Annotated in this window: 26 protein-coding genes; 7 read left to right on the top strand and 19 right to left on the bottom strand. The window is 68.7% G+C overall.

Features of this window, described 5'->3' with window-relative positions:
* Positions 1-64: 64 nt before the first annotated feature.
* The 6 genes from H7U20_RS04875 to H7U20_RS04850 form a co-directional block, all read right to left on the bottom strand.
* Positions 65-565, bottom strand: coding sequence for a hypothetical protein (locus tag H7U20_RS04875; RefSeq protein ID WP_233410500.1), 501 nt, complete (start codon positions 563-565; stop codon positions 65-67).
* A 116-nt stretch (positions 566-681) separates the two neighbouring features.
* Entirely contained in the window at positions 682-933 is a 252-nt protein-coding gene (locus tag H7U20_RS04870; protein ID WP_199518467.1) for a hypothetical protein, read from the bottom strand.
* A gap of 140 nt (positions 934-1073) precedes the next feature.
* Positions 1074-1322 carry a hypothetical protein gene (locus H7U20_RS04865; RefSeq protein ID WP_233410499.1) on the bottom strand — a complete coding sequence of 83 codons (249 nt, stop codon included), beginning with the start codon at positions 1320-1322 and terminating at the stop codon, positions 1074-1076.
* A 129-nt stretch (positions 1323-1451) separates the two neighbouring features.
* Positions 1452-2201 carry a hypothetical protein gene (locus H7U20_RS04860; protein ID WP_199518466.1) on the bottom strand — a complete coding sequence of 250 codons (750 nt, stop codon included), beginning with the start codon at positions 2199-2201 and terminating at the stop codon, positions 1452-1454.
* A 114-nt stretch (positions 2202-2315) separates the two neighbouring features.
* Positions 2316-3650 (bottom strand): tyrosine-type recombinase/integrase, encoded by a 1335-nt coding sequence (locus H7U20_RS04855; protein ID WP_233410498.1) that lies wholly within the window; start codon positions 3648-3650, stop codon positions 2316-2318.
* Positions 3651-3774: 124 nt separating this feature from the next.
* Positions 3775-4131 carry a hypothetical protein gene (locus H7U20_RS04850; RefSeq protein WP_199518465.1) on the bottom strand — a complete coding sequence of 119 codons (357 nt, stop codon included), beginning with the start codon at positions 4129-4131 and terminating at the stop codon, positions 3775-3777.
* Between the two features lie 45 nt (positions 4132-4176).
* Between H7U20_RS04850 and H7U20_RS04845 the strand changes: the two genes are divergently transcribed.
* The gene (locus H7U20_RS04845; RefSeq protein ID WP_199518464.1) at positions 4177-4908 is read left to right on the top strand and encodes a PEP-CTERM sorting domain-containing protein; all 732 of its coding nucleotides are present in this window, start codon (positions 4177-4179) and stop codon (positions 4906-4908) included.
* An 89-nt stretch (positions 4909-4997) separates the two neighbouring features.
* A complete protein-coding gene (locus H7U20_RS30090) occupies positions 4998-5723 on the top strand; it encodes a PEP-CTERM sorting domain-containing protein (RefSeq protein ID WP_233410497.1) in 726 nt (241 codons plus the stop codon).
* A 58-nt stretch (positions 5724-5781) separates the two neighbouring features.
* Here H7U20_RS30090 and H7U20_RS04835 read toward each other — a convergent pair whose 3' ends face one another.
* Complete coding sequence (locus H7U20_RS04835; protein ID WP_304621710.1) at positions 5782-6504, bottom strand: LuxR family transcriptional regulator; 723 nt, start codon at positions 6502-6504, stop codon at positions 5782-5784.
* A gap of 166 nt (positions 6505-6670) precedes the next feature.
* On the opposite strand from H7U20_RS04835, the gene H7U20_RS04830 reads away from it, so the two are divergent.
* From H7U20_RS04830 to H7U20_RS04810, 5 genes are all read left to right on the top strand, one after another.
* Positions 6671-7114 (top strand): DUF4902 domain-containing protein, encoded by a 444-nt coding sequence (locus H7U20_RS04830; protein WP_199518462.1) that lies wholly within the window; start codon positions 6671-6673, stop codon positions 7112-7114.
* A gap of 87 nt (positions 7115-7201) precedes the next feature.
* Positions 7202-7771, top strand: coding sequence for an acyl-homoserine-lactone synthase (locus tag H7U20_RS04825; protein WP_199518461.1), 570 nt, complete (start codon positions 7202-7204; stop codon positions 7769-7771).
* Positions 7755-8249, top strand: coding sequence for a DUF4902 domain-containing protein (locus H7U20_RS04820; protein ID WP_199518460.1), 495 nt, complete (start codon positions 7755-7757; stop codon positions 8247-8249). Before H7U20_RS04825 ends, H7U20_RS04820 begins: the two co-directional genes overlap by 17 nt.
* Before the next feature lie 193 nt (positions 8250-8442).
* Entirely contained in the window at positions 8443-8655 is a 213-nt protein-coding gene (locus H7U20_RS04815) for a hypothetical protein (protein ID WP_199518459.1), read from the top strand.
* A 28-nt stretch (positions 8656-8683) separates the two neighbouring features.
* Complete coding sequence (locus tag H7U20_RS04810; protein WP_199518458.1) at positions 8684-9445, top strand: GIN domain-containing protein; 762 nt, start codon at positions 8684-8686, stop codon at positions 9443-9445.
* Between the two features lie 144 nt (positions 9446-9589).
* Here H7U20_RS04810 and H7U20_RS04805 read toward each other — a convergent pair whose 3' ends face one another.
* The 12 genes from H7U20_RS04805 to H7U20_RS04750 all read right to left on the bottom strand — a co-directional run bounded on the left by H7U20_RS04805 (position 9590) and on the right by H7U20_RS04750 (position 22157).
* Positions 9590-10894, bottom strand: coding sequence for a LytR C-terminal domain-containing protein (locus H7U20_RS04805; RefSeq protein WP_199518457.1), 1305 nt, complete (start codon positions 10892-10894; stop codon positions 9590-9592).
* 65 nt (positions 10895-10959) lie between these two features.
* Entirely contained in the window at positions 10960-11898 is a 939-nt protein-coding gene (locus tag H7U20_RS04800; protein ID WP_199518456.1) for a type II secretion system F family protein, read from the bottom strand.
* 30 nt (positions 11899-11928) lie between these two features.
* A complete protein-coding gene (locus H7U20_RS04795; RefSeq protein ID WP_199518455.1) occupies positions 11929-12906 on the bottom strand; it encodes a type II secretion system F family protein in 978 nt (325 codons plus the stop codon).
* 8 nt (positions 12907-12914) lie between these two features.
* Positions 12915-14261 carry a CpaF family protein gene (locus H7U20_RS04790; RefSeq protein WP_199518454.1) on the bottom strand — a complete coding sequence of 449 codons (1347 nt, stop codon included), beginning with the start codon at positions 14259-14261 and terminating at the stop codon, positions 12915-12917.
* Between the two features lie 28 nt (positions 14262-14289).
* Complete coding sequence (locus H7U20_RS04785; protein WP_199518453.1) at positions 14290-15465, bottom strand: AAA family ATPase; 1176 nt, start codon at positions 15463-15465, stop codon at positions 14290-14292.
* 37 nt (positions 15466-15502) lie between these two features.
* Positions 15503-16114, bottom strand: a complete 612-nt coding sequence (locus tag H7U20_RS04780) for a TadE/TadG family type IV pilus assembly protein (RefSeq protein WP_199518452.1) — start codon at positions 16112-16114, stop codon at positions 15503-15505.
* Positions 16104-16571, bottom strand: coding sequence for a TadE/TadG family type IV pilus assembly protein (locus H7U20_RS04775; protein WP_199518451.1), 468 nt, complete (start codon positions 16569-16571; stop codon positions 16104-16106). Before H7U20_RS04775 ends, H7U20_RS04780 begins: the two co-directional genes overlap by 11 nt.
* Positions 16568-18007, bottom strand: coding sequence for a pilus assembly protein TadG-related protein (locus tag H7U20_RS04770; protein ID WP_199518450.1), 1440 nt, complete (start codon positions 18005-18007; stop codon positions 16568-16570). The genes H7U20_RS04775 and H7U20_RS04770 overlap by 4 nt, the downstream gene beginning before the upstream one ends.
* On the bottom strand, positions 18004-18294 hold the full coding sequence (locus H7U20_RS04765) for a hypothetical protein (protein WP_199518449.1): 291 nt from the start codon (positions 18292-18294) through the stop codon (positions 18004-18006). The genes H7U20_RS04770 and H7U20_RS04765 overlap by 4 nt, the downstream gene beginning before the upstream one ends.
* 40 nt (positions 18295-18334) lie before the next feature.
* Positions 18335-19933 carry a type II and III secretion system protein family protein gene (locus H7U20_RS04760; protein WP_370593077.1) on the bottom strand — a complete coding sequence of 533 codons (1599 nt, stop codon included), beginning with the start codon at positions 19931-19933 and terminating at the stop codon, positions 18335-18337.
* Positions 19930-20781, bottom strand: coding sequence for a Flp pilus assembly protein CpaB (gene cpaB / locus H7U20_RS04755; RefSeq protein WP_199518448.1), 852 nt, complete (start codon positions 20779-20781; stop codon positions 19930-19932). Before cpaB ends, H7U20_RS04760 begins: the two co-directional genes overlap by 4 nt.
* Positions 20778-22157 (bottom strand): ATP-binding protein, encoded by a 1380-nt coding sequence (locus tag H7U20_RS04750; protein ID WP_199518447.1) that lies wholly within the window; start codon positions 22155-22157, stop codon positions 20778-20780. The genes cpaB and H7U20_RS04750 overlap by 4 nt, the downstream gene beginning before the upstream one ends.
* Positions 22158-22348: the final 191 nt, after the last annotated feature.

The raw sequence follows: 22348 nt of genomic DNA, 5'->3' as shown, positions 1-22348 counted from the left end.
ATCCGGCCCTCTCGCAAATCAAATCGTCGTCGGCATCCATTTTACCGGCTCACCTCGCTTCTTTCTAGACGATAGTCCGACAGACTGCTAGCCCGCCAGACGGGCCAATAGCCGGTGCTATACGCCCGCGAGACGGGCTAAGGCTCGCGTTTTTTCGGGTCTCGTTTTCGCGATACGCTCCGCGATGGAATGCGGCAGTAACACCGGCGTCGTACCCATCCAGTTTGTCCAACGCATACCAGGTGACGGCGTACCAACTGGCCTTGTTCGGCCGCTGTCCTTTGGCTGTCTCGAAGATAAATCCAGCCTCAAGCAGTTCGCGCTTGGCCCGCGTAATAACGTCCTTGCTTGTCCAGCCACGCGGCTCCAGGTGCGCATAGGAACCCAGCAGGCGACCGTTGTTGTCACGGACATACTGGCGAGCGAACTCAAGCAGCAGGCCGCGTGCAGGGTGTGATAGGCGGGCATAGGCGGGGCAATCGAGCACGGACCATGGCAGAGCCACGAACCCGCCGCCGTCGCGCCCTGTGTCGCCTTTCTTGCGGTTGCTGCGGTCGATACCCATTCAGCCTCCGCAGCCTTTCAGGTAGGAACACACCAGCGCCAGCAGGACCAGCAGGCCAGGCGGTGGTGGCGGCAGCGGGCGCAGCGCGGCGGCGCGCAGGCGGTGGGCGGCGGCAATCATTGGCCGCCCTTGCGGTCGCGCAGGCGTAACCAGGCGTTGATGGCGCGGCGGTCGGCATCGTCGAGGTAGTAAATTCCGAACTTGACGGGCTTGCCGTCTCGGTCGACCCCTGGCGTGCGCTGGCATGCGGCGCGCAGGCCACGGCGGCGCAGTTCGGCAATCAGTTCCGGCCCATTGCTGGCGCCGGCGATGTGGTCGATTTCTTCGCGCTTGCGGGGGCGAGTCATCAGCGAGTGCAGCACGCGCAAGTGGCGCGGGTTGTCGGTGCCCGAAAAATGGGCGGCAGATGATGTAGAATCGCTGCTAGGTTCAGTATTTGGGAAGAGGCTCGGTTCTGCTTGGCGGCGGCCGGGCCCTCTTCGTTTCTGGGGCTTGCGAGGCGGCTCCATTACGCCGCTCCGCTCAGCGCATGGGCCACATCAGCAACAGGCCACAGCAGCAGCTTGCCGCGCTTGATGGGGCGCACGCCGTAGCACTCGCCCTTCAGGCAATGATTCTTCAGTGCGGTCTGCGTCGCGCAGCACATTGCGCGGGCAAATTCAGAGGTGGTGATATGGTCGCGACCTTGAGCGACAAGCGCCAGAGCCGGCGGAATTGCTGGGCCGGTATGGCCCTGTGCGTGTAAGACTTGCATCATCTTCCCTTTCGTGTGGATTGGATGATGAAGAAATCTACGCATGGCAACCAGCGCAACCGGTTGCCGCAACCTACGGCTTAGCATTCATGCGGGGTTGCCGGCTATTTGCGCAACCACGCTTGGCAACCTCTATTTGTGGTTGCGTACCCTCAAAGCATCGAAAGCGGTCGCCTTGACAGGGCCAAGTTGCTCCTTTGCCCTCGCTAGCATCTTGCCTATCATCGGCCGTGTTAGGTTGCGACGCTTCGCTAATTTTGTCTGATTCATGCCAGGTTCGTTGAACTCGAACTGCAGGCGGCGCAGGGCTTCGGCGTCCCAAGTATTGCGAGCTTTAGGAACGCTTGATGGAGCAGCATCCGCAGCACTTTTTCCCGGTTGCATGAGCGAACGCTTTGGCTTACCTACTAGTCTATGCAAGCGGTTCTCATCCTCATCGGTAAAATCTTCGCTAGGGAACCATGAGCCGGCACTCATGAACACCACCGCCTCACGCAACTCATGAGAAAGCATCAAGCCAGAACGCTCTAACAACAGCACCGCGTCACCTGGGTGGACGAAATCGGTCGTTACCTCGGCCTTCATCGCCATGGCGATTCGTCTGCGTAGCGCTTCCTCGCTGGAGGCTTGATTCAGCACCGCAGTAACCGCCTCAAGCATTTCCTCGGCACCCCACAATCGCAGCTCCGCAAGCTCGACATAGCGCAGCGATTGCGCGGCTTCGTCGGGGCGGATGCCGTAAGTGTCGTAGAGCGTATCGTGGTCGTGCGTCAGCATGTCCCGCACAAACAGCGCCGAACCGTGGAGCATGTCTTTTGCGCGTGTTGGATGGCACCATGCCGGCTCTCCCGGCGTAGTTTGATATTCGTCGTCGTCAATCATTGCCACCCCTTCAGGTGTGCGCCTTCATTGAATAGGTGCTGCAACCAGGTCGGTGAAGGAGCCGACTTTTCCCCCGCTAAGGGTAGGCTGCAGCGTAAATCGCGCCTGATGCGGTCAGGCGGCCGGCACCACGCGTAAAGCTGCTGGCGCTGGTTGGAACTGGATGCCGGCCTGCTCTAGCATCCACTCCTCAATTTTAACGTGCCACTTCCGCAGCAGGTCCAGCGGCCGGCGGATGTAGTTCTGTTCGCGCACGCCCTGCGGCGCGTGGCCTTGAATCTGCGCGGCGATGCCGGCCGGCGTCTCGGTCCACTCGCTCAGCGTTGCGAAGCTGCGGCGCAGGCCGTGCAAGGTCAGGTGCGGCAGGCCGGCGGCGGCTACCGCCTCGTTATGGGCAATGCGTGGCTCGGCCAGCTTGCCCGACTCGGCGCTAGGACTACTGAATACCCACTCATTCCGGCGAGGGAGCGCGGCCAGGAGGTGCGCAACGTAGGGCGTCAGCGGCACCATGCGGAAGTCCTCCACCTTGTCGCCCAGCTTCACACTGCCCCATTGAAAATCGACGTCGGCCCAGCGCAGCCCAGCGACCTCCTCCCGCCTGGCGCCAATCATCAACAGAGTTTGCAGGTAAGCCGCGATGACTGGATTGCCGATTCTCCGCACTGCCTCGAACCACGCGGCCAGCTGCTCACGCTGCAGCAGGTCGTGTTTTACCTTGGGCTTGCCCAGCGTCTCGCGCGCCTTGGCGCTCTTCGCCGCGTTTGTGGTCACGACCGCAGCATAATCAGGATGCGCCGCGCACCAGTTCAAGCAGGCTTTCAAGAGGCGCATGGCAAGCCGGCCACTCGACGGCCGGGCCAACGCCTCTAACTTTGCCCATGCTTTCACGCGGGCGCTCGTGAGGTCGACCAAGCGGATGCCGGCCAGCGACGCGAGCGGCCCAGGCTCGGTTAGTTTTGGGCTGCGCTTGCGCTTCTCCCCGCCGGCCTGAATGATTTTGCGATGGGCGTTGATTTGGTGTTCACCCCAGTGCGGCGTGCGCTCGGCGACATAGACAGACCACACAGCACCCAACGTTACCGAGTCTCGAAGCTGGTCGGCCGCAGCCGTCGCCTTGGCTTCTGCCTGGGTGGCCAGCTGCTCGGCGCGTACCTGGCGCGGGTCGATATCTCTGTCGGTGTCGGCTTTGTATCGAGTAGCTTCGGCTTGCGCCTTAACGACCGTCCAGGTGCGCACGTCGCCAATAGTGATGCGCAACGTCTTGCCCTGCAGTCGCGTCTCGAAGATGTAGGAGCGCGCGCCGGCGGCGGTCACTCGTAGGCCAAGCCCTGGCGTTTTTGCGTCCCATAGGATGCTCTGCTGCTTGCCGGCTTCGCACTGAAATGCCGCGACCCTGTCGGCTGTGAAATTGACCTTCGCCACCTGCTGACTCTCCCATGTAGGCGCCATGTAGGCACTGTGTAGGCAAATTCTAGCAAATTAGGGGAAGGAGTCGGAAAGTTTCTGTGCCGACGGAATGACAAAAATCGCCGTTTCTCCTATGAGAGCACGGCATTTATCAAGTTAAGTCAATTTATCGAAAATCAAAATCCCAGCGATTTGTAATCATCAGGTGGCCAGTTCGAAACCGGCAGTCGGCACCAGAAATTAGCAGTAAAATCAAAGGGTTGCAGGCTTCGGCTTGCGACCCTTTTGTGTTTTCCGGGCCGCCGCCCTGTGCCGGCGGCGCGCTGCCCGCTGCGCCGCTGCCGCGCGCATGCCGCCGCGCCATCATCCTCCCCGCCTCCCCCGCTCCGTTCCACGCGACGCCGAACGCCATGTTCCGCGCCGCCGCCGCGCGCCGGCCGCTGCGCCATGCCGTCCGAATCCTGCGGCCCGTTTGTGCCACAAAAGAAACTATAAATAGCAATATTAATGCGATAATAATCATGCATAAATAAACACCTTTCTATTTATCCACTCGACAGGACCACGCATGAAAATCTCGACACCACTCCGCCTGCTCGGCGTGCTGCTGGGCGCCACCCTCGCCCTCTCCTCCGCCCAGGCCCGCAACATGGTGCAGCTCGACGGCGCGACCGCCAGTTTCTTCTACGACAGCGATTTCTGGGGCGTCGGCGGCGTCACCGTGCAGGGCAATTCGCTGTCCTTCCCCTCGATCACCGATTTCTCCTCCGCGGCCTCGGTGACCTTCTCCACCGGAAATGCAAGGGACTTCTATTCCACCGGCACCGAAGTGTGGGCCGTCGCGAAAGCCGGCAGCAGCTTGAAAGCCGCCGTCACGATTGCGGCGACTACCCATGTCACGCTTGGGCCGAAAGGGGCCGACGCCCGCGCCGGCGCCGGCCTGCTGGTCTATGGCGGCAACTGGAACGGCAGCAACGTGGGCAGCGACAGCTTCCTGGGCTATGTCCCCCCCGGCACCCACCTCTGGTCGAACGGCACGGCGCAAGACATCACCCGAGCCCACAGCTACACGTCGGCCGATTCCACCACGCCATTCCAGGCGCTCAACCTCCACCTCAGTCCATCGGTTTGGGCGAACCAAGTGGACTTCGGCTATGCCAGCGCGTCCATTTCCAGCCTGCGCTTGGATCTGACCACCGTCGCCGCCGTGCCCGAGCCGGAATCGTACGCGATGCTGCTGGCCGGCCTGGGCATGCTCGCCGGCGTAGCACGCCGCCGCCAAGCCGCACAACAAGCCTAAGGCGGCGGGCGGTCGCGCGGCGCCATGCCGAACGACTCGCCGCCGCGTCGCACTCAACCATCAAGACATTCTCTTTGTTAGGAACCAGCATGAAATTTCTCCGTTCCACCCGCCTGCTGCTTAGCTTGCTTGGCGCCTTCGCCGCCGCCTCCGGCGCCCATGCCGCCAACATGGTCGAAGTCGGCGGCCTGCACGCCAAGTACTTCTATGACAGCGACTACTGGGGCGCGGGCGCCCTCACGGTCGTCGACAACTCGCTCACCTTTGCCCTCAGCAATGCGTTCTCGCTGTCGACGACGATGCGGCAAGCCGACGGGCATTCGCAAAAAAACCTGAACACCTACAGCCAGATCTGGGCGATTGCCGACGACGGCTACGTGCTGGGCTCGGCGACGACAAGCACCGTCACAGGGCAGGTCAAAGTGAGCTCGAAAGGTTCGTACGCCTCGCTCCAACTGCTATCTACAGTCTCTTCGGCGAGCTGGGACGGCAGCCGCATTAGCACTCTGGACAATATCGAGTGGGTCTACAATTTTCCGAATAAGTCCGGTTCCGACGGCGCATATGACGGCAAGCTGGTCGGCGTCGAAACCTCAAAGAACGATCGGCGGGAGTACTCCGCCCTCCTCATCGGCCTGTCGAACGGCCTGATCGTCGACCAGGAAGGCGTGGGGCAATCCAGCGCGACCGTCAACACCATCCGCTACGACTTCACGGTGATGCGGCCGGTGCCGGAACCGGAAACCTACGCCATGCTGCTGGCCGGCCTCGGCCTGGTCGGCTTCATGGCGCGGCGCCGCCAACGCGGCGCCTAAACCCCGGCCGCGGGGCGCGGCATGGCGGGCCGGCCGGCCCCCCCACGCCGGCGCCGCCTCACAGCAAGCGCAGCAGCGCCGCCTTGATCACCGCCGCCGTCTTGTTGGCCGCGCCCAGCTTCTCGACGGCGTTGTTGACGTGGAAATTCACCGTGCGCTCGGAGATGCTCATGATCTGGCCGACGTCGGCCGAGGTCTTGCCGTCGGCGGTCCAGCGCAGCACGTCGATCTCGCGCGCCGTCAACACCACGGGCTGCTCGTTGGAGCGCTTGGCGATCAGGCGCGACAGGCTCTCGTGGGCGGCCTGGGCCAGCCAGGACATGCGCAGCGAGTTGGCGCTGATCTCGGCGGCCGACAGGTCGTCGTCCGAACGCGCCAAGGTCAGCATGCCGGCCACCCCCTTGGCGTCGAACGAGGACTGGGCCCAGCCGACGCGCAGGCCGTGGGCGCGGGCGTCCTCCCAGAACTGGCGCGACGAGGTGAACAAGTCGTCCGACCAGACCAGCGGCAGCACCGACGACATGCCGTGCGACACCGTCGGGTCGATCGCCAGATAATTCTGGCTGCTGTAGCGCTCCTGCCAGGCCCGCGAATAATTGTTGAGCAGCACCGTCTTCGGATTGCTCAGCGGTAGCGGCATGCGCATGCCGTAGGCGCAATACTCGAAGCCCAGCTCCTCGGCGGTCTTCGACAGCACGGCGAACAGCTCGGCCTCGTTGCCGGCCGACAGCAGCGCTTGCATGCTGAGCTCCTGCCAGTTGGCTTTGTTGGTCTTGTGCAAATGCATCCTCCCTCCGTGAAGTATCGACATGCAAGATGCAAGCGACTGCTGCCGGTCGCCTACAATACGCCAGCTGTCAGAGTTGACAGCTGCCGAGCAGGATGCATTCGCACTACGCTACAGTTGCCAGGCTTTTCGGCACTTTCCGCACAACGACCACGACGCCATGTTATCGACCACACCCCACTGCGCGCTGTCCGTCTCGGCCGACGGCTACGTGCGCCTGTCGCTGCCGGAGCTGGAAGCCATCACATTGAGCCATCTGATGTCCTGCCTGGATGAACAGAGCGGCCCGCGCGGCATGCAGGCCGCCGTCGCCACCGACCTGACCGGTTACACCGAATGGGTCAGCGCCGGCTGGCCGGCCATTTCGCTGGGCTGGGACTGGCAATTGGCCAGCGGACTCTATGTCAAGCTGTGCCGCCTGCACGCGCCGCGCAGCAATGTCATGTTGGTCGACGATAGCAGCAGGGTTGACCATGGTCAAGCAAAAACGGCAACCTTGCTGGAATTTTATATCGACCATCAGCAATGGCAGGCCGCCACGCTGGCCTACCTGAGCCGGCCGCCGCCGGCCCGGGCGCCCATCTGGCGTGACTGTCAAGATTGACAGCTTACCCCTGCTTCTGCATTCGGGTCCAATGAAGAGATCGCATCTCAATGAAGAGATCGCAACTTCAACCAATCAGAGGCAAACATGAACGTTATCTCAGGTAAAGCAGAAACGCTTTCCGCGGCATTGATGGCCGACATGGCCAGCTATCGTTATAAAGTCTTCATCGAAACCTTGGGCTGGGAACTCGAGACCCGCGACCGCCAGGAAGTCGACCAATTCGACCACGACGACACACTATATGTGGTGTCGAAGGACGAGGCCGGCCAAATCAACGGCTGCGCCCGCTTGCTGCCGACCAGCAGCCCCTACCTGCTGGGCGACGTCTTCCCGCAACTGATGAACGGCGCGCCGGTGCCCTGCAGCCCGGACGTATGGGAGCTGTCGCGCTTCGCGGCGGTCGACTTCAACCAGCAGGCCAGCTCGGCGCTGGACCAGTTCTCGGCCACCTTCTCGATCCAATTGCTGCACCAGGCCATCGCCTGCGCCAAGGCGCACGGCGCGCGCCGCCTGATCACCGTGTCGCCGATCGGCATCGAGCGCCTGCTGCGCCGTGGCGGCATCCACGCCCACCGCGCCGGGCCGCCGATGATCGTCGGCGGCCATCCGATCTTCGCCTGCTGGATCGAGCTGGGCGATGAGGCCGTCGCGTAAGGGCGCCGCCGCGCCGTGCCGTGGGCCGGACTTGCCGGCCGCGCCGGCCGCCGCCGCGCCCACCCCCGCCCCCAAAAGCCCCGTCGCCATGCCCAACGACGGCACAGTTTGCCTAACCTTCCTCGCGCTGCGCGGCTGCCAGGTGGTGCACCTGATCTCCGGCCTGGACGAGGACTGCCCGCCCGGCGGCGGCGACACCGCGCTGGACGCCATCACCGGCTACACCGAGTGGGTCAGCAACAGCCAACCGGCCCTGACCTTGGGCTGGGACTGGCAGATGCAGGCGGCCAGCCTGGTCGGCCTGCGCCGCATCAACGAGCCGCGCAGCAATGTGCGCCTGCTCAACGCCGCCGGCGCCGAGCTGGGCCACGAGCAGTCCTGCACGCTGCTGCAGGACTTCATCGACGGCATCGACTGGCAGGCCCAGGCGCTGCTCTACATCGTCGCCCGCTACGCACCCGCCGCCGGCCGGCGCTAGCCCGGTCGGCCGGCCAGCGCCCCGCCGAGGTGGCGCCGCGTCCGGGTGTCCGGGCGTCCGCCAGCGATGTCCGGCATCGCCTTTGCGCATTCCAGTCCGTCAAAAGCGCAGTTCATCGCATGCGGCATGCGGCGGCCAGCCCCCTTGTCTATAGTTCACTCAACGCAACGCACCCCAGACAAGGAGCAACAACATGAACATCGCCAAAAACATGGAAGCCATCTTCATCGGCGCCGCCGTCCTGATCGGCGCGACCAGCCTGGCCACGGCCGCCGTGCCGGCCCACCGCGCCGCCGCGCCCGCCGCGTCCGCCGCCGTGCGGATGGCCGACGCCGGCAAGATCCAGGTGGTCACGGTCGCCGCCAAACGTCTGACCAGCGCGCAAAAAGCCGCGCTGGGCAACTGATCCCGCCACCACCACACCGGAGCGCCCCATGCCCACCCTCCTCCGCGCGGCCCTGCTGGCCGCCGCGCTGGCCGCCACCGCCGGCGCCGCCCTGGCCGACGACGTGGTCAGCGAAAAGCGCGCCGTCGACGCGCGCGCCGTCAAGATCAGCCTGGACGGCGTGGTCAGCCTGAAGCTCAAGCAGGGGCCCAGCGCGGCACTGACGCTGTATGGCGAGAAACGCTACCTGGACAAGATCAGCGTGACGCAGAATGGTGACACGCTGCGCATCGACAGCGCGCTGCGCGGCGTCCGCCTGGGCAGGAACGAGCTGCGCGCCGAGCTGACGCTGCCGAATCTGCGCGAGCTGGTGTCGGGCGGCGTCGGTTCGGCCGAGGTCAACGGCTTCAGCGGCGAGGAGCTGCGCCTGGCGCTCGACGGCGCCGGCACCGTCAAGGTCAACGCCAACTACCGCAACGTCAGCGCCAAGCTGGCGGGGGTCGGCAGCATGACGGTCGAGGTCGGCCGCAGCGACAACGTCGACCTCAACCTGCGCGGCGCCGGCCAGATCCAGATCAGCGGCCAGAGCAAGACGCTGCACGCCAACCTGGGCGGCGTCGGCAGCCTCGACGCCCAACAACTGCATGCCGACAACGTCGACCTCAACATGTCCGGCCTGGGCGGCGCCAGCGTCTACGCGCGCAACGCCGCCAAGCTGAAATTGAGCGGCATGGGCTCGGCCACCGTCTACGGCAAGCCGGCCACGCGCAGCGCGGCGATGCAGGGCATGGGCGGGGTCAGCTGGCAGTAGCGCCGCCGGACGGCGCTGAAGCATAGATTACGGGTGTGTTTTTTTCCCGTCCAGGTGTAGGCCGGGACGGGATTTTTTTCGCCCGCTTGGGGGACCACGGCGCGCCGGCCGAGATGCGACGACCAGGCCGGCGCGGTGTCCGCGCTATTTCAAATAGCGCTGGCGCAGCAGGGCCGGATCGCGCAGGTCGCGGCCCAGCACGATGCGCAGATCGACGCCGCCGCGCGCCTCGGTCTGCGCCTGGGCGCGCAGTCCCAGCCGCGCCGCCAAGGCGCGCGCCGCCCCCTCCTGCACCTGCGGATACTCGATGTGGCTCGACGGCACGGCGAAGTGGCGCACGTTGCTCAACCGCACCACCTGCAGTCCGCCACCGCTCATGATGCGCGCCAACGCGGCGGCCATACCGGCGACGCCGTTGCCGTTGCTGATTTCCAGCCGGAGCGGCGCCGGCGTGACGCCGAGCGCGGACACCGGCATGGGCAGCGCGATGGACGCCAGCGTGGCGGCCGGGTCGAGGTCCTCGCTGCTCAGTGCCACCAAGCGGTGGCCGCCCACGATGTCGCTCGGTGGCGCGGTCGGCGCCAGGGGCGCCGACGATGGCGGCGTTGACGATGGCGGCGTTGACGATGGCGGCGCTGACGACGACACGGGCGCGCTGCGCGGCGCGACCCGATGCACGCTCACCAGCGCCGCGCCCTCGCGGCGCACCTCGGTCTGCGGCAAAGGCTGCGGCCCGTTGCGCGGCCACGGCGCGGCCACGGCGCCGGCGCCGGCCAGCGGCGAGGTGGTCGCCACCTCGGCGGATGTGCCAGCGGCGGCGAGCAAGGCGTAGTCGCGCCGGTGGTCGTGCTGGCGCAAACTGGCCGCCTGCTTGTGCATCAGCGCGGCACGCTCGCCCTGTCCCATGCGCCGCAGCAGCTCGCCCAGATGCTCCCAACTGAGCGCGTTCAGCGGATCGAGCAGGCAGGCCTGCTCCAGCGCGGCCAGCGCCGGTTCGTCGGCGCCACTGAGGAAATAGGCGTAGCCGAGGTTCCCCCACAAGAAGGCAGCCTGCGGGCCGCCGGCGCCGGCGCCGACAGAAGCGGTCGCGGTCGCGCTCGCGTTCCCATTCCCGTTCCCGTTCGCCGTCCCAATCGTCGTCGGCAGCATGGCGCGCCACAGCGCGATCGCCTCGGCGTACTCGCCGCGTCCGGCGTGCAGCACCGCTAGGCCGTTGCGGGCGTTGAGGTGCGCCGGGTCGAGCTGCAGCGCGCGCTGGTAGGCCGCCCGCGCCGCGTCGTAGCGCAGCGCGCCGTGCTGCGCCCGGCCCAAGGCGTAAAATCCGTCCGCGTCCGCCCCCGCCGCCGCCGCCGGCTCCGGCGCCGCCGCCTGCTGGAAGGGCGGCGCGCCGCCCATGCCGCCGCAGGCGAACAGCATGGTGCTGGCGCAAGCCAGGCTGATGATACGCATCGTGGTTCGCATCGCTACTCCCAGGTGGTGCGGCCGCCGCCGCGTGGTGCGGGCTCGCCCGCCGCTCAGGAGCCGGCCATGGCCGGCATCAGCACGCGCTGGATCTGGATCGCGGCCGGTCCCAGCAGGACCACCATCAGCGTCGGGAAGATGCAGAAGATCAGCGGGAACAGCAGCTTGAGGGCGACCTTGGCGGCGGCCTCCTCGGCCAGCAGGTTGCGCTTGCTGCGCAGGTTGTCGGAGTGCACACGCAGCGAGTCGCCCATCGAGGTGCCGAAGCGCTCGGACTGGATCAGCATCGCCACCAGCGTGTCGACGTCCTCGACGCCGCTGCGCAGGGCCAGGTTGCGCAGCGCCTTTTCCTTGCTGAAGCCGGCGCGCAGCTCCATCATCACCAGTTGCAGCTCCTGCGCCAAGGCCAGGCTCTTGATGTGGATTTCGCCGGCCACCTTGGTCAGCGCCCGCTCCAGGCTCAGGCCCGCCTCGACGCAGACCGTCAGCAGGTCGAGCGCGTCGGGCAGGTTCTCGAAGATCTCGCGCTGGCGCCGCGCCGCCGCGCCGCCCAGGATCAGGTTGGGCAGGTAGTAGCCGACGCTGGCGCCGCCGAGCAGCACCAGCAGCCAGCTGTCGCTGGCAACGCCGTGCAAGGCGCCGGCACCCAGGCCGGCCAGCAGCGCCGGCACGCCCAGCGCCAGCACGGTCTTGGCGGCGAAGTACAGCGTCGGCGCGTCGGCGCCGCGCCAGCCGGCGTTCATGAAACGGGTGCGCAGCGGCGAACGCTCCCAGCCGTCCTCCGGCAACGACAGGCGGGTGAACGGCTGCGCCACCCTGGCGGCACGCTCGACCCAGCCACCGGCCTCGCTCGGCGCGGCGCTGTCCGCCTGCATAAAACCGCCCAGGCGCGCACGCAGCGGCACCTTGGAAAAAGCCAGCATGGCCAGGCCGGCCAGGCCGGCCACCACCATGAACACCAATAGCAGGAATACGATTTGTGCGCCGTTCATGCCTCCACCTCCCCGGTTCGAACGCGTTCTTCAGATGCGGATGCGGATCACGTGGCGCATCCAGACGATACCGATCGCCATGCCGCCGGCGGCGTACCACAGCAGCGTGGCGCCGGCCGGATCGGTCCACAGCACGCTGATGTAGGCGTAGTTGGTGACCGACATGACCAGCATCACCACCAGCGGCAGCAGCACCAGGATCCAGGCCGACAGGCGGCCCTCGGCCGACATCACGTGGACCTGGGCCTGCAGCTTGAGGCGCTCGCGGATCAGCCGGCTGATGTTGCCCAGCACCTCGGCCAGGTTGCCGCCCGACTCGCGCTGGATCAGCACGGCGATCACCAGGTAGCGCAGGTCGGTCAACGGAATGCGCAGCGCCAGGTTCTGCAGCGCCTCGTTCATCGGCACGCCGTAGTTGATCTCCTCGTAGGTGGCGCGGAACTCGCCGGCGATCGGCTCGGTCAGCTCGTCGGCCACCATCTGCAGGACGTTGGAGAAGGAGTGGCCGGCGCGCAGCGCGCGGCCGAGGAAATCGGCCGTCTCCGGCAGCTGCCGCTCAAGCCTGTGCAGGCGGGCGCGGCGCAGGCGCAGCAGCAGCAGATACGGCAGCGCCGCGCCCAGCGGCGGCGCCGCCAGCAGCAGCGCCAGCGGCGGCTGCCACAGCGGTGGCAACACCAGCCCGGCCAGCAGCAACCCGGCCGACCAGGCCAGCAACTGCGCCACCGACCAGCGCCCGCCGGCCTGCAGCAGCAGGCGGTCGAGCAAGGCCAGTTGCGGCAGGCGGCGCAGGCGCGCCTCCAGCCAGGGGTTGGTGCTGTAGCGGCGCTGCTTGAGGATGCTGACCCGGTCGGCGCCGCCCTCGCCGCGCGCCGACATCAGCCGCAGCCGCTTGGCGATGCGCCGCGCGCCGCCGCCGTGGCTGGCGCTCCACCACAACCAGGTGCCCTCGACCAGCAGGATCACGGCGGCGAACAGCAGCACGACGAAGGCGGAGAAGACCATGTCCATGCCGCCCCCTATTCGTAGACGCGGTCGGGGTCGAACACGCTGTCGGGCACGGCGGCGCCGAACATGCGCAGGCGCTCGGCGAAGCGCGGCCGCACGCCGGTGGCGAAGAAGCGGCCCTGCACCTTGCCGGCCGCGTCGACGCCGCTCTGCTCGAAACGGAAGATCTCGTGCATGGCGATGACGTCGCCCTCCATGCCGGTGATCTCCTGCAGGCTGACCAGCTTGCGCGCGCCGTCGGTCAGGCGCGACACCTGCATCACCACCGTCACCGCCGCGCAGATCTGCTGGCGCGTGGCGCGCGGGCTGAGGTTGACGCCGGCCATGCTGACCATGTTCTCCAGCCGCGCCAGCGCGTCGCGCGCGGTGTTCGAGTGGATCGTCGCCAGCGAGCCCTCGTGGCCGGTGTTCATCGCCTGCAGCATGTCGAGCGCCTCGGCGCCGCGCACCTCGCCGAGGATGATGCGGTCGGGCCGCATGCGCAGCGCGTTGCGCACCAGGGCGCGCTGGTTGACCTCGCCCTTGCCCTCGATGTTGGGCGGCCGCGTCTCCAGGCGCACGACGTGCGGCTGGCGCATCTGCAGCTCGGCGGCGTCCTCGATGGTGACGATGCGTTCGTTGGCCGGGATGAAGCCCGACAGCACGTTGAGCAGCGTGGTCTTGCCGCTGCCGGTGCCGCCCGAGATGAGGATGTTGACCTTGGCCTGGCCCAGCGCCTGCAGCACCTGCACCATCGGCGGCGTCAGGCTCTTGTAGTCGAGCAGGTTCTGCACGGTCAGCGGGTGCACGGCGAAGCGGCGGATCGACAGGATCGGCCCGTCCACCGCCAGCGGCGGGATGATGGCGTTGACGCGCGAACCGTCGGGCAGGCGGGCGTCGACCATCGGGCTGGACTCGTCGACGCGGCGGCCGACCCGCGAGACGATCTTCTCGATGATCTTCATCAGGTGGGCGTTGTCGTGGAAGCTCACCTCGGTCAGCTCGAGCTTGCCGTTGCGCTCGACGTAGACCCGGTCGAAGGTGTTGACCAGGATGTCGGACACGGCGGCGTCGGCCAGCAGCGGCTCGAGCGGACCGAAGCCGAGCATCTCGTGCTGGATGTCGAGCACCAGGCTGTGCCGCTCGTGCTGGTTGAGCGCGATGCGCTCGTCCTCGATGATCCTTTGCACCAGCAGCGCCAGCTCGTGCTTGAACTGCTCCGGCGTGAGGCGCTTGAGGCGCTCCAGGTCGATGCGGTCGAGGATCATCTGGTGCATGTTTTTTTTCAGCTCCTGGTAGGCGGCGTGGGCCAGCCCCTGCGGGCCGCCCTGCTGCGCCCTGGCGTCGTCGGCGCCGGCCAAGCGTTCGCGCAAGCTCATCTCGTTCCCCCCTCAAATGCGGCACCGTTCACAGCTCCACCTCGCGGCGGCCGAACAGGCGGTCGAACAGGCCCTTGCTCTCGGACAGGCGGCGCGCCGTCACCAGTTCGACCAGTTCGGCCAGGCTGCGCGCCACCGCGCTGCTGCGCGACAGTTGCAGCACCGGGATGCCCTGGTTGACCGAGTCGGTGGCCGCCAGGTAGTCGTTCGGCACGGTGTGCACCACGTCGGCGCCGAGCGCGTGTTCGAGGTCGGCCAGGCGCAGCTTGCCGCCCTTCTCGTAGCGGTTGACGATCAGCCGGATGCGCTCGCTGGGGTAGCCGAGCGAGCGGAAAATGTCGAGCAGGCGGCGGCCGTCGCGGATGTCCGGCAGGGCCAGCTGCAGCACCGGGTAGATGGCGTCGGCGTGGTCGAGCGCGCGCAACGAGATGGCGTCGATCTGGCGGCCGACGTCGAGCACGATGTAGTCGTAGTGCTGGCGCGCCACGCGCAGGATCACGTCCATGTGCTCGGACTTCATCTCGACCTGGTTGGTCGGATCGTCGGCCGCCGCCAGCACGCCGAAGTTCGACGCCACGTGCACCAGGCAGGACTCGAGGAAGGCGCCGTCCATGCGGCCGATCTGCGCGCAGATGTCGGACAGCGTCATGCCCGGCTTCTGGTCCGAGACGTACAGCGTGGCGTCGCCGAACTGGCCGTGCAGGTCGATCAGCAGCACCTTCTTGTCGGCCAGCGCGGCCAGCGCGAAGCCGAAGTTGGTCGACAGGAAGGTGGCGCCGCTGCCGCCCTTGCAGGAGATGAAGGCGAGCACCTTGCCGTCGCGCCGCTGGGTGACGCCGGCGGCGATCTCGATGCGGTCCATCGCCTCGTGGAAGGCGCGGTGCACCAGCGGCAGTTGCAGCACCTCGCGCATGCCGGCGCGCATGGCGCGGATCAGCAGGTCCTGCTGCGCCTCGCGCGTCAGCAGCATGAAGGAGCTATCGGGATACAGCTTGCACAGGCGCTCGACCAGCTCGACCTCGTCGGCCGCCAAACCGCTGGCGTCGACGATGACCAGCTCGGGCGGCTCGCTGGTGGGCCGCTCGACGGCCTCGCGCAGGCCGTTGCGCGAGGCCACCAACTGCACCGCCGGCATGCGCGCCGAGCCCTGTGCGGCCACCTCGGCGTGCAGCAGGCTGTCCTGGCTAATCATCAACGCTTTCATCGTTTATCCTTTGTGATGGTACGGAAATCGGCCGCTCTCAAGGCCAGGTGCCGGGCAGGTAGCCGAGCGACTCGGCGCGCACCACGGTGCTCGCCGGCGGCAGGAACAGCGGGGCGAGCAGCGGCGCCAGCATGCCCAGCATCGGCGTGTAGGGGATGGCGTCGCAACTGCCCTCGGCCGAGCCGGGCCCGCACAGGCGCACGCGCACGAAGCGGATGCAGTTGGCGGCGTTCGGGTTGGCTGCGCAATTGAGCATGTTGCTGCCCGGCCCGGCCGGCAGCGTCGCCGCCGCGATCTCCTGCGGGCTGAAGGCGGCGTTGAGCGACAGGTAGTTGATCTGCACATAGCTGTCGCCCAGGCCGCCGCCCAGCGGCAGCTGGCCCGGCGTGCCGCGGAACACCGCGTTCTGCCGGATGGCGGCGAGCGCGGCCGGGTTGCTGAAGTCGGCCATGGCGGCGGCGCGGGCGGCGCGCCGGGTGATCTCCTGCGCCGTGTTCCACAGGAAGGTGGCGCGGGAGAACTCCAGAAAACCACCCAGGAAGAGAAAGAACAACAGCACCGCCAGGCAGAATTCGATCAGTGTGGCGCCGTGTTCGGCGCGCGCCGGCGGGGCGCCGCCCGGCGTCGGCGGACGGCGGCTAGTTTCCATAGCGCATGACGGCGACCGCCTGCAGCTTGAAGCCGTTTTGCAGCAGGACCTGGTAGGTGAGGTTGGTCAACGGGTCGGCGACGTTGAACTCCGCCACGCTCACCTGGATCACCGCCGGCACCGCCGAGCCGCAGGGTACGCCATCGCAGGTCACCGCCACCAACGGCGTGACCAACGGCGGACTGACCGGGGAGCTGGCGGCGGCCTGGACGACCATGCTCTGCGCCAGCGCGACGGCGGCGAAGGCGCTGCTCTGCGTCGCCATCTCGGCCGCCGGCACGGCGCTCAGATAGCGCGCCGCGTCGTGCACCGCCTTCTGCATCACCGTGTAGGCGTGCAGCGCCCGCCCCAGCACCACCACGGTGGGCACCACGGCCAGCCCCATGGCGAGCACCAGGGCCAGCTCGACGGCCGCGATGCCGCGCTGCGGCCGGCGCGCCGGCGGCGGCGGCCTCATTGGTACAGCTCCGGCCAGCCGCCCAGCGTCTGCTCGTCGACGACGCCGGCGAATTCGCCGCTGATGGCGTTGGCGGTGGCCGGCGCCGTCATGAAGAACCGGCCGACGGCCAGCACCCGGGCCAGCGCGGCGGCGCCGCCCGGCACCGGACAGGCCAACAACGCGATGTTCAGCACGCGGCGGTTGCGCAGGCCGGCGCGGGCCGGGTTGGGCGCCTGGAACTGCACGCCGCCGCTGGCGAAATACGGCGGCGGCTGCGGCGGCTGCAAATAATTGGCGTTGACGGCCGGCGCGGCCGGCACGGCGGGATACAGCGCGGCCCATTTCGCGGTGGTCAGCGCGGGATAGGGCGGCGCCGCGCTCCAGCCGGCGGCGGCGGCGTAGCTCCACAACGGACCGTAGCTGGTGGCGGCCACGCCGGCCACCGGCGGCGCCGTGTCGGCGACGGTGCTCAGCGAGGCGGCGCCGACCTTGGCCGCCGCCGTCTGCCCGGCCGGCACCACGCTCATCCACCAATTCGCCCCGGCCCCGGTGTAGGCCTTGATGTTGGCGTCGGGCGGCGCCACCGAGGGCTGGCAGGCCACGCCCAGGTTCTGGTCGAAGCGCGAGTTCAGCTGGGCCGCCAGCGGGAAGGCGGCCGGGCCGGGCGCCACGCTGATCTGCGCGGCGCCGATGCGGGTCAGCGGCATCGTGCCGCTGCAGACGAAGGGCGCCAGCACGGCCGGCGCGACGTTGGCCGGCGCGCCCTGGGCGCCCAGCGGGTCGATCGGGTTGAGGTAGTAGTACAGCGGCGTGCTGGCGTTGGGGTTCAGTTTCAACAGGTTGTAGCCGACGCCGCGGCGGAAGCCGTACTCGACCAGCTCGGCGGTGGCCGGCGGGTTGACGCGCTGCGCCGTCGCCGGCCCCATCGCGCACACCGCCAGCGGCGTCAGCCTGATCGAGGAGCGGCCGGCGACGGCGCTGGCGTTCATCTGCGACGTGGCCATGTTCGGCAACAAGGCGCGCATGAAGGTCAGCGCCACGCCGCCGAGCGCCGCGTCGAGCTGGCCGCTGTCGACCCGGGCGAACAACATGCCGGCCGGCGCCGCCTGGGCCGCCGCCACCGACAGCCAGCCGTCGGCCAGGGCGAAGGGCGTGCTGGCGAAGCTCAACGCGGCGTTGTTCCAGCCGGCGTTCTGCGTGTAGCCATAGCGGTGCCCGGCGGCGATCACGGCGGCCCGCGCCGCCGCCGTGGCGATGCCGGCCGCCGTGCCGTTGAGCGGACCGGCGGCCGCCAGCGCGGTGGCGTCGGCCAGGTTTTGCAGCTCGACCTTGCGGTTGTAGAGGCGCCCCAGGTCGAGCGCCAGGCCGATGAAGCCGAGCACCACGACGAACATCAGCGCGAAGCTGATCAACAGCGCGCCGCGCTGGCGCGGCCGGTGGCGCGGCGGGGTCATTTGGCGCCGCTCACGCCGATGGTGAAGACGGCCGGCTGCGGCGCCGGTTCGGCGTAGGACTTCAGATAGCGCGCCTGGACGGCGGCGGCGGCCGGACCGTCCAGGCCGGCGACCGGGTCGCGGTTGCGGCCGCCGTCCGGCCGCAGCACCTGCTGTCCCAAGGCGAGCCGGGCCGCCTCGCCGAAATGGCGGTCCCAGTCCGGCGTGGTGGCGACGCAGCCGGACAACAGGCCGGCGCCGGCGGCCAACGCGGCGGCCGCCGCGATACGCATTGGAATGCTGTGCATGGTGACTCCCTCCTGTCGACACGCCGGCCTGGCGCCGGTCTCACTTCAACTCGAAACCCGGCGCCGCCGCCGCGCGCGCGGCCGGCGTGGCGCCCTCCATGCGGCCGCCGAGGAACAGGGCGGCCCGCTCGGGCGCGGCGATGCGGTCGGTCGGCAGCGAGTAGTCGGGCGGCAGCGGCCGCACCAGATGGGCGGTGACGACGAACAGCAGCTCGCTGCGGTCCTGCTGGAAGTCGCTGCTGCGGAACAGCGCGCCGAGCACCGGCAACTCGCCCAGCAGCGGCAGGGCGCGGATGTTGCTGACCTGGTTGTTCTTGATCAGGCCGCCGATGGCGAAGCTCTGGCCGTCGAACAACTGCACCGTGGTGGCGGCGCGCCGCGTGGTGATCAGCGGCAGCACGGCGGTGCCGGAAAAGCCGGCCGCCGAGATGCCGATGCCCTCGCGCGACAGCTCGGACACCTCGGGCGCCACCTTCAGGTTGATGCGCCCGCCGGACAGCACGGTCGGCGTGAAGCGCAGACCGACGCCGAACTCCTTCTCCTCCAGCGTGACCTTGTTGTTGTCCTGCGCGACCGGGATGAAGATCTTGCCGCCGGCCAGGAAACTGCCCTCCTGGCCGCTGATGGCCATCACCGTCGGCTCGGCCAGGATGCGCACCAGGCCGTCCTGCTTCTCCGCCTCGAGGCCGACGCGGTTGCCGCCGGCCCTGCCGAGGCCGGCCATGCTGTGCATGGTGCCGCTGAAGAAGTTGCTCAACAACGTGGCGACAAAACTGCCCGAGGCGAAGCGCAGCGTGGCGTTGCCCTCGAGCTTGTCGAGCAGGCTCTTCGACACCTCGGCGATCTTCACCTCCAGCATCACCTGCTGCGGCGCGCTGACGCTGAGCAGGTTGATGACGCGCACGCCGCCGGCCGCCGCCGGCGCCGGCGCCGGCGCCGCCGTGGCCGTCTCGGCCTTCTCGCCCTCGCGGTGCAGCTGCAGCGCCTTGGCCGGCCGCCGCACGAAGGCGCCGGCCAGTTCGAGCGCGTTGGCGACGGCGCCGGCGTCGGCCACGCTGCCGCTCAACACCAGGGTGTCGGCCGCCGCGCTGACGCGGATGTCCTTCTCCTCCGGCAGCAGCAGCGCCAGCGCCGCCTGCAAGCCGGCGCCGTCCATCGCCACCGTCACCTCGACCACACTGCACTGGCCGTTGCGGCCCTGCACGATCAGGTTGGTGCTGCCGACGTCGGTCGCCACCAGATACAGCGTGTCCGGCGCCACCAGCATGGCCTGCAACACCTCGGGGTTGCCGACACTGCGGCTGAGCACGGCGTCCGGCAGGCGCATCAGCGTCGACTTGCCCAGCGACAGGGCCAGGCTGCCGGGCGTGGCCGCCTCGCCGGCGCAGCGCGGGCCGCCGCCGGCGGCGGACTGGGTGGCGCGGCCGGCGGCCGGCCTGGGCGCCGTCGCGGCAGATGTGAACGGCGCGGCCGGCGCGGCGGTTTGGTTGAAGGTTTGGCTGGCGGCCTGCGCCGCGGCCGACGCCGGCGGCAGCGGCGCCGGCGCGGCGGCATGGGCCGAGGCCGACCACGCCAGCCAGCCGGCCATCGCGCCGGCCAGACGGGCGCGCCGGCGCGGCACACTGCGCGCGCCGCTCACAGGCACTCCTGCACGCTGCGCATGCCGTCGATCGCGGCGATGCAGTGACGGGCCGGCGCGGCGGGCGCGTGGGCCAAGCGCACCGGCACCGGTGCCGGCGGCGGCGCCGCGCCGGCGGCCGGCGCCTCGGGCGGCGCGGCGGCGCGCAGGCCCAGCAGGCTGCCCTTGGTGGCGCCGCCGGTCACGCCGGGACGCGGATCGACCTGGTTGCGCAGCGCCAGCGACAGCGTGCCGACGCTGCGCGCCAGGTCGAGCTTCTCGGCCTGCTCCGGCGTCACCTCCAAGGTCACCGCGTTGACCACGCGCGGCTTGGTGTCATCGCGGCTGACCTCCTGCGCCACCGCCAGCACCAGTATGCGTTCCAGCACGATCTTCGAGATCGCCTGGTCGCGCCCGCCGCCCACCGCCTCGCTCTGGGTGTGCACGATGATGTCGACGAAATTGCCCGGCAGGGCGAAGCCGGCCACCCCCACCACGTCGTTGACGCGCACCGTGATGGCGCGCCGGCCTTCGCTGATCAGCGCCGACAGGCCGCCCAAGGTGCCGACCGGCGCCAGCTTGGCCTCGCTCAGCGGCTCGCCGCGCAGCACGCTGCTCTTCAGCACCCGGCCCTGCAGCTTGCGGACATTCAGCAGGGCGCCCGGCGGCAGGCTGTCGGCCGGCCACTCGGCCAGCTTGAGCATGTCCGGCCCGAGGCGCTGGCCGAGGTTGACATCGGCCGCCGCCACCACGATCTGCTTGCCGCCGCCCGGGTTCTGCCGCAGCAGCCAGCGCGAGGCCAGCAGCACCGCGACCAGGCCGAGCAGCGCGGCGCCGGCCAACATCAACAAGGCGCGCCGGTTCTTCATTGGATGCTCTCCTGCAGATCGGCTTCCGCCGGCGCGGCGCCGACGGCGAACATGCTGCTCCAGGCCTGGTCCAGCGCGGCCACGCTCAGCTGCGGCGCCAGGCCGGCGAAACCGGCGAAGTCGGCGATGCGGCCGACGATCTCGCCCGGCAGGCTGGCCAGCAGGGCGCGGCCGCTGCCGCCGTGCAGCTCATCGATCAGATAGCCCAGCGCCGCCTCGTCGCAGGCCAGGCCGGCCAGGCGGCAGTGGCGGCGGAACAGCTTGCGGTAGCTGGCCTCGGCGAGCGCGCCCACTTCTATCTTGTAGCCCAGCCGGCGCAGCGCCGCGGCATCCAGCAGCGCCTCCGGCGCCAGACTGGTGGCCAGCACCAGCGCCACGTCGAGCGGCACGGCGAACGGGTGGCCGCCCTGCAGCGACAACTGGTCCTGGCCCTGGTCGAGCGCCTGGCTGAGGCGGCGCAACAGATCGGCGGCGGCGACGCGCTGCCGGCCCAGGTCGTCGATCAGCAGGATGCCGTGGTTGGCCTTCCACTGCGGCGGCGCGCGGTAGCAGCCGCTGTAGCCGTCGCGCTGCAGTTCGAGCATGTCGATGCCCAGCTCGGCGCCCAGCGCCACCAGCGGCCGCCGGCACAGCGTCCAGCGCGTGTCGCTGCCGCGCCGCTCGCTGGCCAGGCGCACCTGCTGGGCGTGGCGCGGCCCGGGCGGCAGGTGCTGCGCCGCATCGTACAGCGCGACGATCTCCTGCTCGACCACGATGGCGTAGGGCAGCGCGATCAAGCCCTCGACCAGTTCGCCGAGCTTGCGCGCCAGCGCCGTCTTGCCGCTGCCCGGCGGCCCGTACAACAGAATGGAGCGGCGCGCGTACATGGCGGCGCCGAGCCGCTCGCGCAGCGCCGGCGCCAGGCCGTCGTTGGCGAACACGGCGGCCAGATCGTCGGGCGTCACGCGCGGCGCCTGCTCGGCCTGGCGCGCCACCATCACGCGGTAGGCCTCCAGCGTCACCGGCGCCGGCCCGACGTAGGGGCAGCGCTCCAGATACGTGGCGGCGCGCTGCTTGCCGGCCGTGGTCAGCTGGTATTGCACGTCGATGTCGGAGTCGCCGCGCCAGGCCACCTCGGCCAGCTGCTCGGCGAGCATGAAGTCGAGCACCTCGCGCAGCACGTTGATCGACAGGCGCAGCTTGCTGGTGAGCAGGGCCAGATGGCTCTTGCCGCCGACGAAGATCGTCTTGGCCAGCAACTCGACCAGCAGTTGCAGCTCCAGCCCCGTGTCGCGCACCGACTTCGGTTGCGGCGGCAACGGTGGCAAGGCGTCCGGATCGCGCGTGACGATGGCGTCCGGCGCGGCGCCGGACAGGGTGGATTCAAGCTCTAGCATGATTGCTCCCGGGTCGTTCCTGAGGCCAAAGTATTTCGCTCAGGAATAGATCTTATCGGTCGGTTTCTTGGTGGATATTGATAAGCAACAAAGTGCGCCGCGCGTCCGGGTCAGTGGTGTGTCCACGCCACAAAGAAGACGGTGCCCAGCGCGATCGCCACGCCGTAGGGCATGCCGCCGACGCTGGCGCC

This window comes from Rugamonas violacea (genome assembly GCF_016461825.1).
GTDB lineage: Bacteria > Pseudomonadota > Gammaproteobacteria > Burkholderiales > Burkholderiaceae_D > Rugamonas.
The sequence above is the reverse complement of the archived record's forward strand: the minus strand, read 5'-3'. Positions and strand labels throughout refer to the sequence as shown.

What these genes read in the sequence shown, in the direction of transcription:
- H7U20_RS04875 (WP_233410500.1), bottom strand. Translation starts at nt 565, where the DNA reads ATGGGTATCGACCGCAGCAACCGCAAGAAAGGCGACACAGGGCGCGAC.
- H7U20_RS04790 (WP_199518454.1), bottom strand. Translation starts at nt 14,261, where the DNA reads ATGAGCTTGCGCGAACGCTTGGCCGGCGCCGACGACGCCAGGGCGCAG.
- H7U20_RS04775 (WP_199518451.1), bottom strand. Translation starts at nt 16,571, where the DNA reads ATGAGGCCGCCGCCGCCGGCGCGCCGGCCGCAGCGCGGCATCGCGGCC.
- H7U20_RS04865 (WP_233410499.1), bottom strand. Translation starts at nt 1,322, where the DNA reads ATGATGCAAGTCTTACACGCACAGGGCCATACCGGCCCAGCAATTCCG.
- H7U20_RS04830 (WP_199518462.1), top strand. Translation starts at nt 6,671, where the DNA reads ATGTTATCGACCACACCCCACTGCGCGCTGTCCGTCTCGGCCGACGGC.
- H7U20_RS04815 (WP_199518459.1), top strand. Translation starts at nt 8,443, where the DNA reads ATGAACATCGCCAAAAACATGGAAGCCATCTTCATCGGCGCCGCCGTC.
- H7U20_RS04785 (WP_199518453.1), bottom strand. Translation starts at nt 15,465, where the DNA reads ATGAAAGCGTTGATGATTAGCCAGGACAGCCTGCTGCACGCCGAGGTG.
- H7U20_RS04810 (WP_199518458.1), top strand. Translation starts at nt 8,684, where the DNA reads ATGCCCACCCTCCTCCGCGCGGCCCTGCTGGCCGCCGCGCTGGCCGCC.
- H7U20_RS04800 (WP_199518456.1), bottom strand. Translation starts at nt 11,898, where the DNA reads ATGAACGGCGCACAAATCGTATTCCTGCTATTGGTGTTCATGGTGGTG.
- H7U20_RS04820 (WP_199518460.1), top strand. Translation starts at nt 7,755, where the DNA reads ATGAGGCCGTCGCGTAAGGGCGCCGCCGCGCCGTGCCGTGGGCCGGAC.
- H7U20_RS04850 (WP_199518465.1), bottom strand. Translation starts at nt 4,131, where the DNA reads ATGATTATTATCGCATTAATATTGCTATTTATAGTTTCTTTTGTGGCA.
- H7U20_RS04765 (WP_199518449.1), bottom strand. Translation starts at nt 18,294, where the DNA reads ATGCACAGCATTCCAATGCGTATCGCGGCGGCCGCCGCGTTGGCCGCC.
- H7U20_RS04795 (WP_199518455.1), bottom strand. Translation starts at nt 12,906, where the DNA reads ATGGACATGGTCTTCTCCGCCTTCGTCGTGCTGCTGTTCGCCGCCGTG.
- H7U20_RS04855 (WP_233410498.1), bottom strand. Translation starts at nt 3,650, where the DNA reads ATGGCGCCTACATGGGAGAGTCAGCAGGTGGCGAAGGTCAATTTCACA.
- H7U20_RS04845 (WP_199518464.1), top strand. Translation starts at nt 4,177, where the DNA reads ATGAAAATCTCGACACCACTCCGCCTGCTCGGCGTGCTGCTGGGCGCC.
- H7U20_RS04770 (WP_199518450.1), bottom strand. Translation starts at nt 18,007, where the DNA reads ATGACCCCGCCGCGCCACCGGCCGCGCCAGCGCGGCGCGCTGTTGATC.
- H7U20_RS30090 (WP_233410497.1), top strand. Translation starts at nt 4,998, where the DNA reads ATGAAATTTCTCCGTTCCACCCGCCTGCTGCTTAGCTTGCTTGGCGCC.
- H7U20_RS04750 (WP_199518447.1), bottom strand. Translation starts at nt 22,157, where the DNA reads ATGCTAGAGCTTGAATCCACCCTGTCCGGCGCCGCGCCGGACGCCATC.
- H7U20_RS04825 (WP_199518461.1), top strand. Translation starts at nt 7,202, where the DNA reads ATGAACGTTATCTCAGGTAAAGCAGAAACGCTTTCCGCGGCATTGATG.
- H7U20_RS04780 (WP_199518452.1), bottom strand. Translation starts at nt 16,114, where the DNA reads ATGGAAACTAGCCGCCGTCCGCCGACGCCGGGCGGCGCCCCGCCGGCG.
- H7U20_RS04805 (WP_199518457.1), bottom strand. Translation starts at nt 10,894, where the DNA reads ATGCGTATCATCAGCCTGGCTTGCGCCAGCACCATGCTGTTCGCCTGC.
- cpaB (WP_199518448.1), bottom strand. Translation starts at nt 20,781, where the DNA reads ATGAAGAACCGGCGCGCCTTGTTGATGTTGGCCGGCGCCGCGCTGCTC.
- H7U20_RS04860 (WP_199518466.1), bottom strand. Translation starts at nt 2,201, where the DNA reads ATGATTGACGACGACGAATATCAAACTACGCCGGGAGAGCCGGCATGG.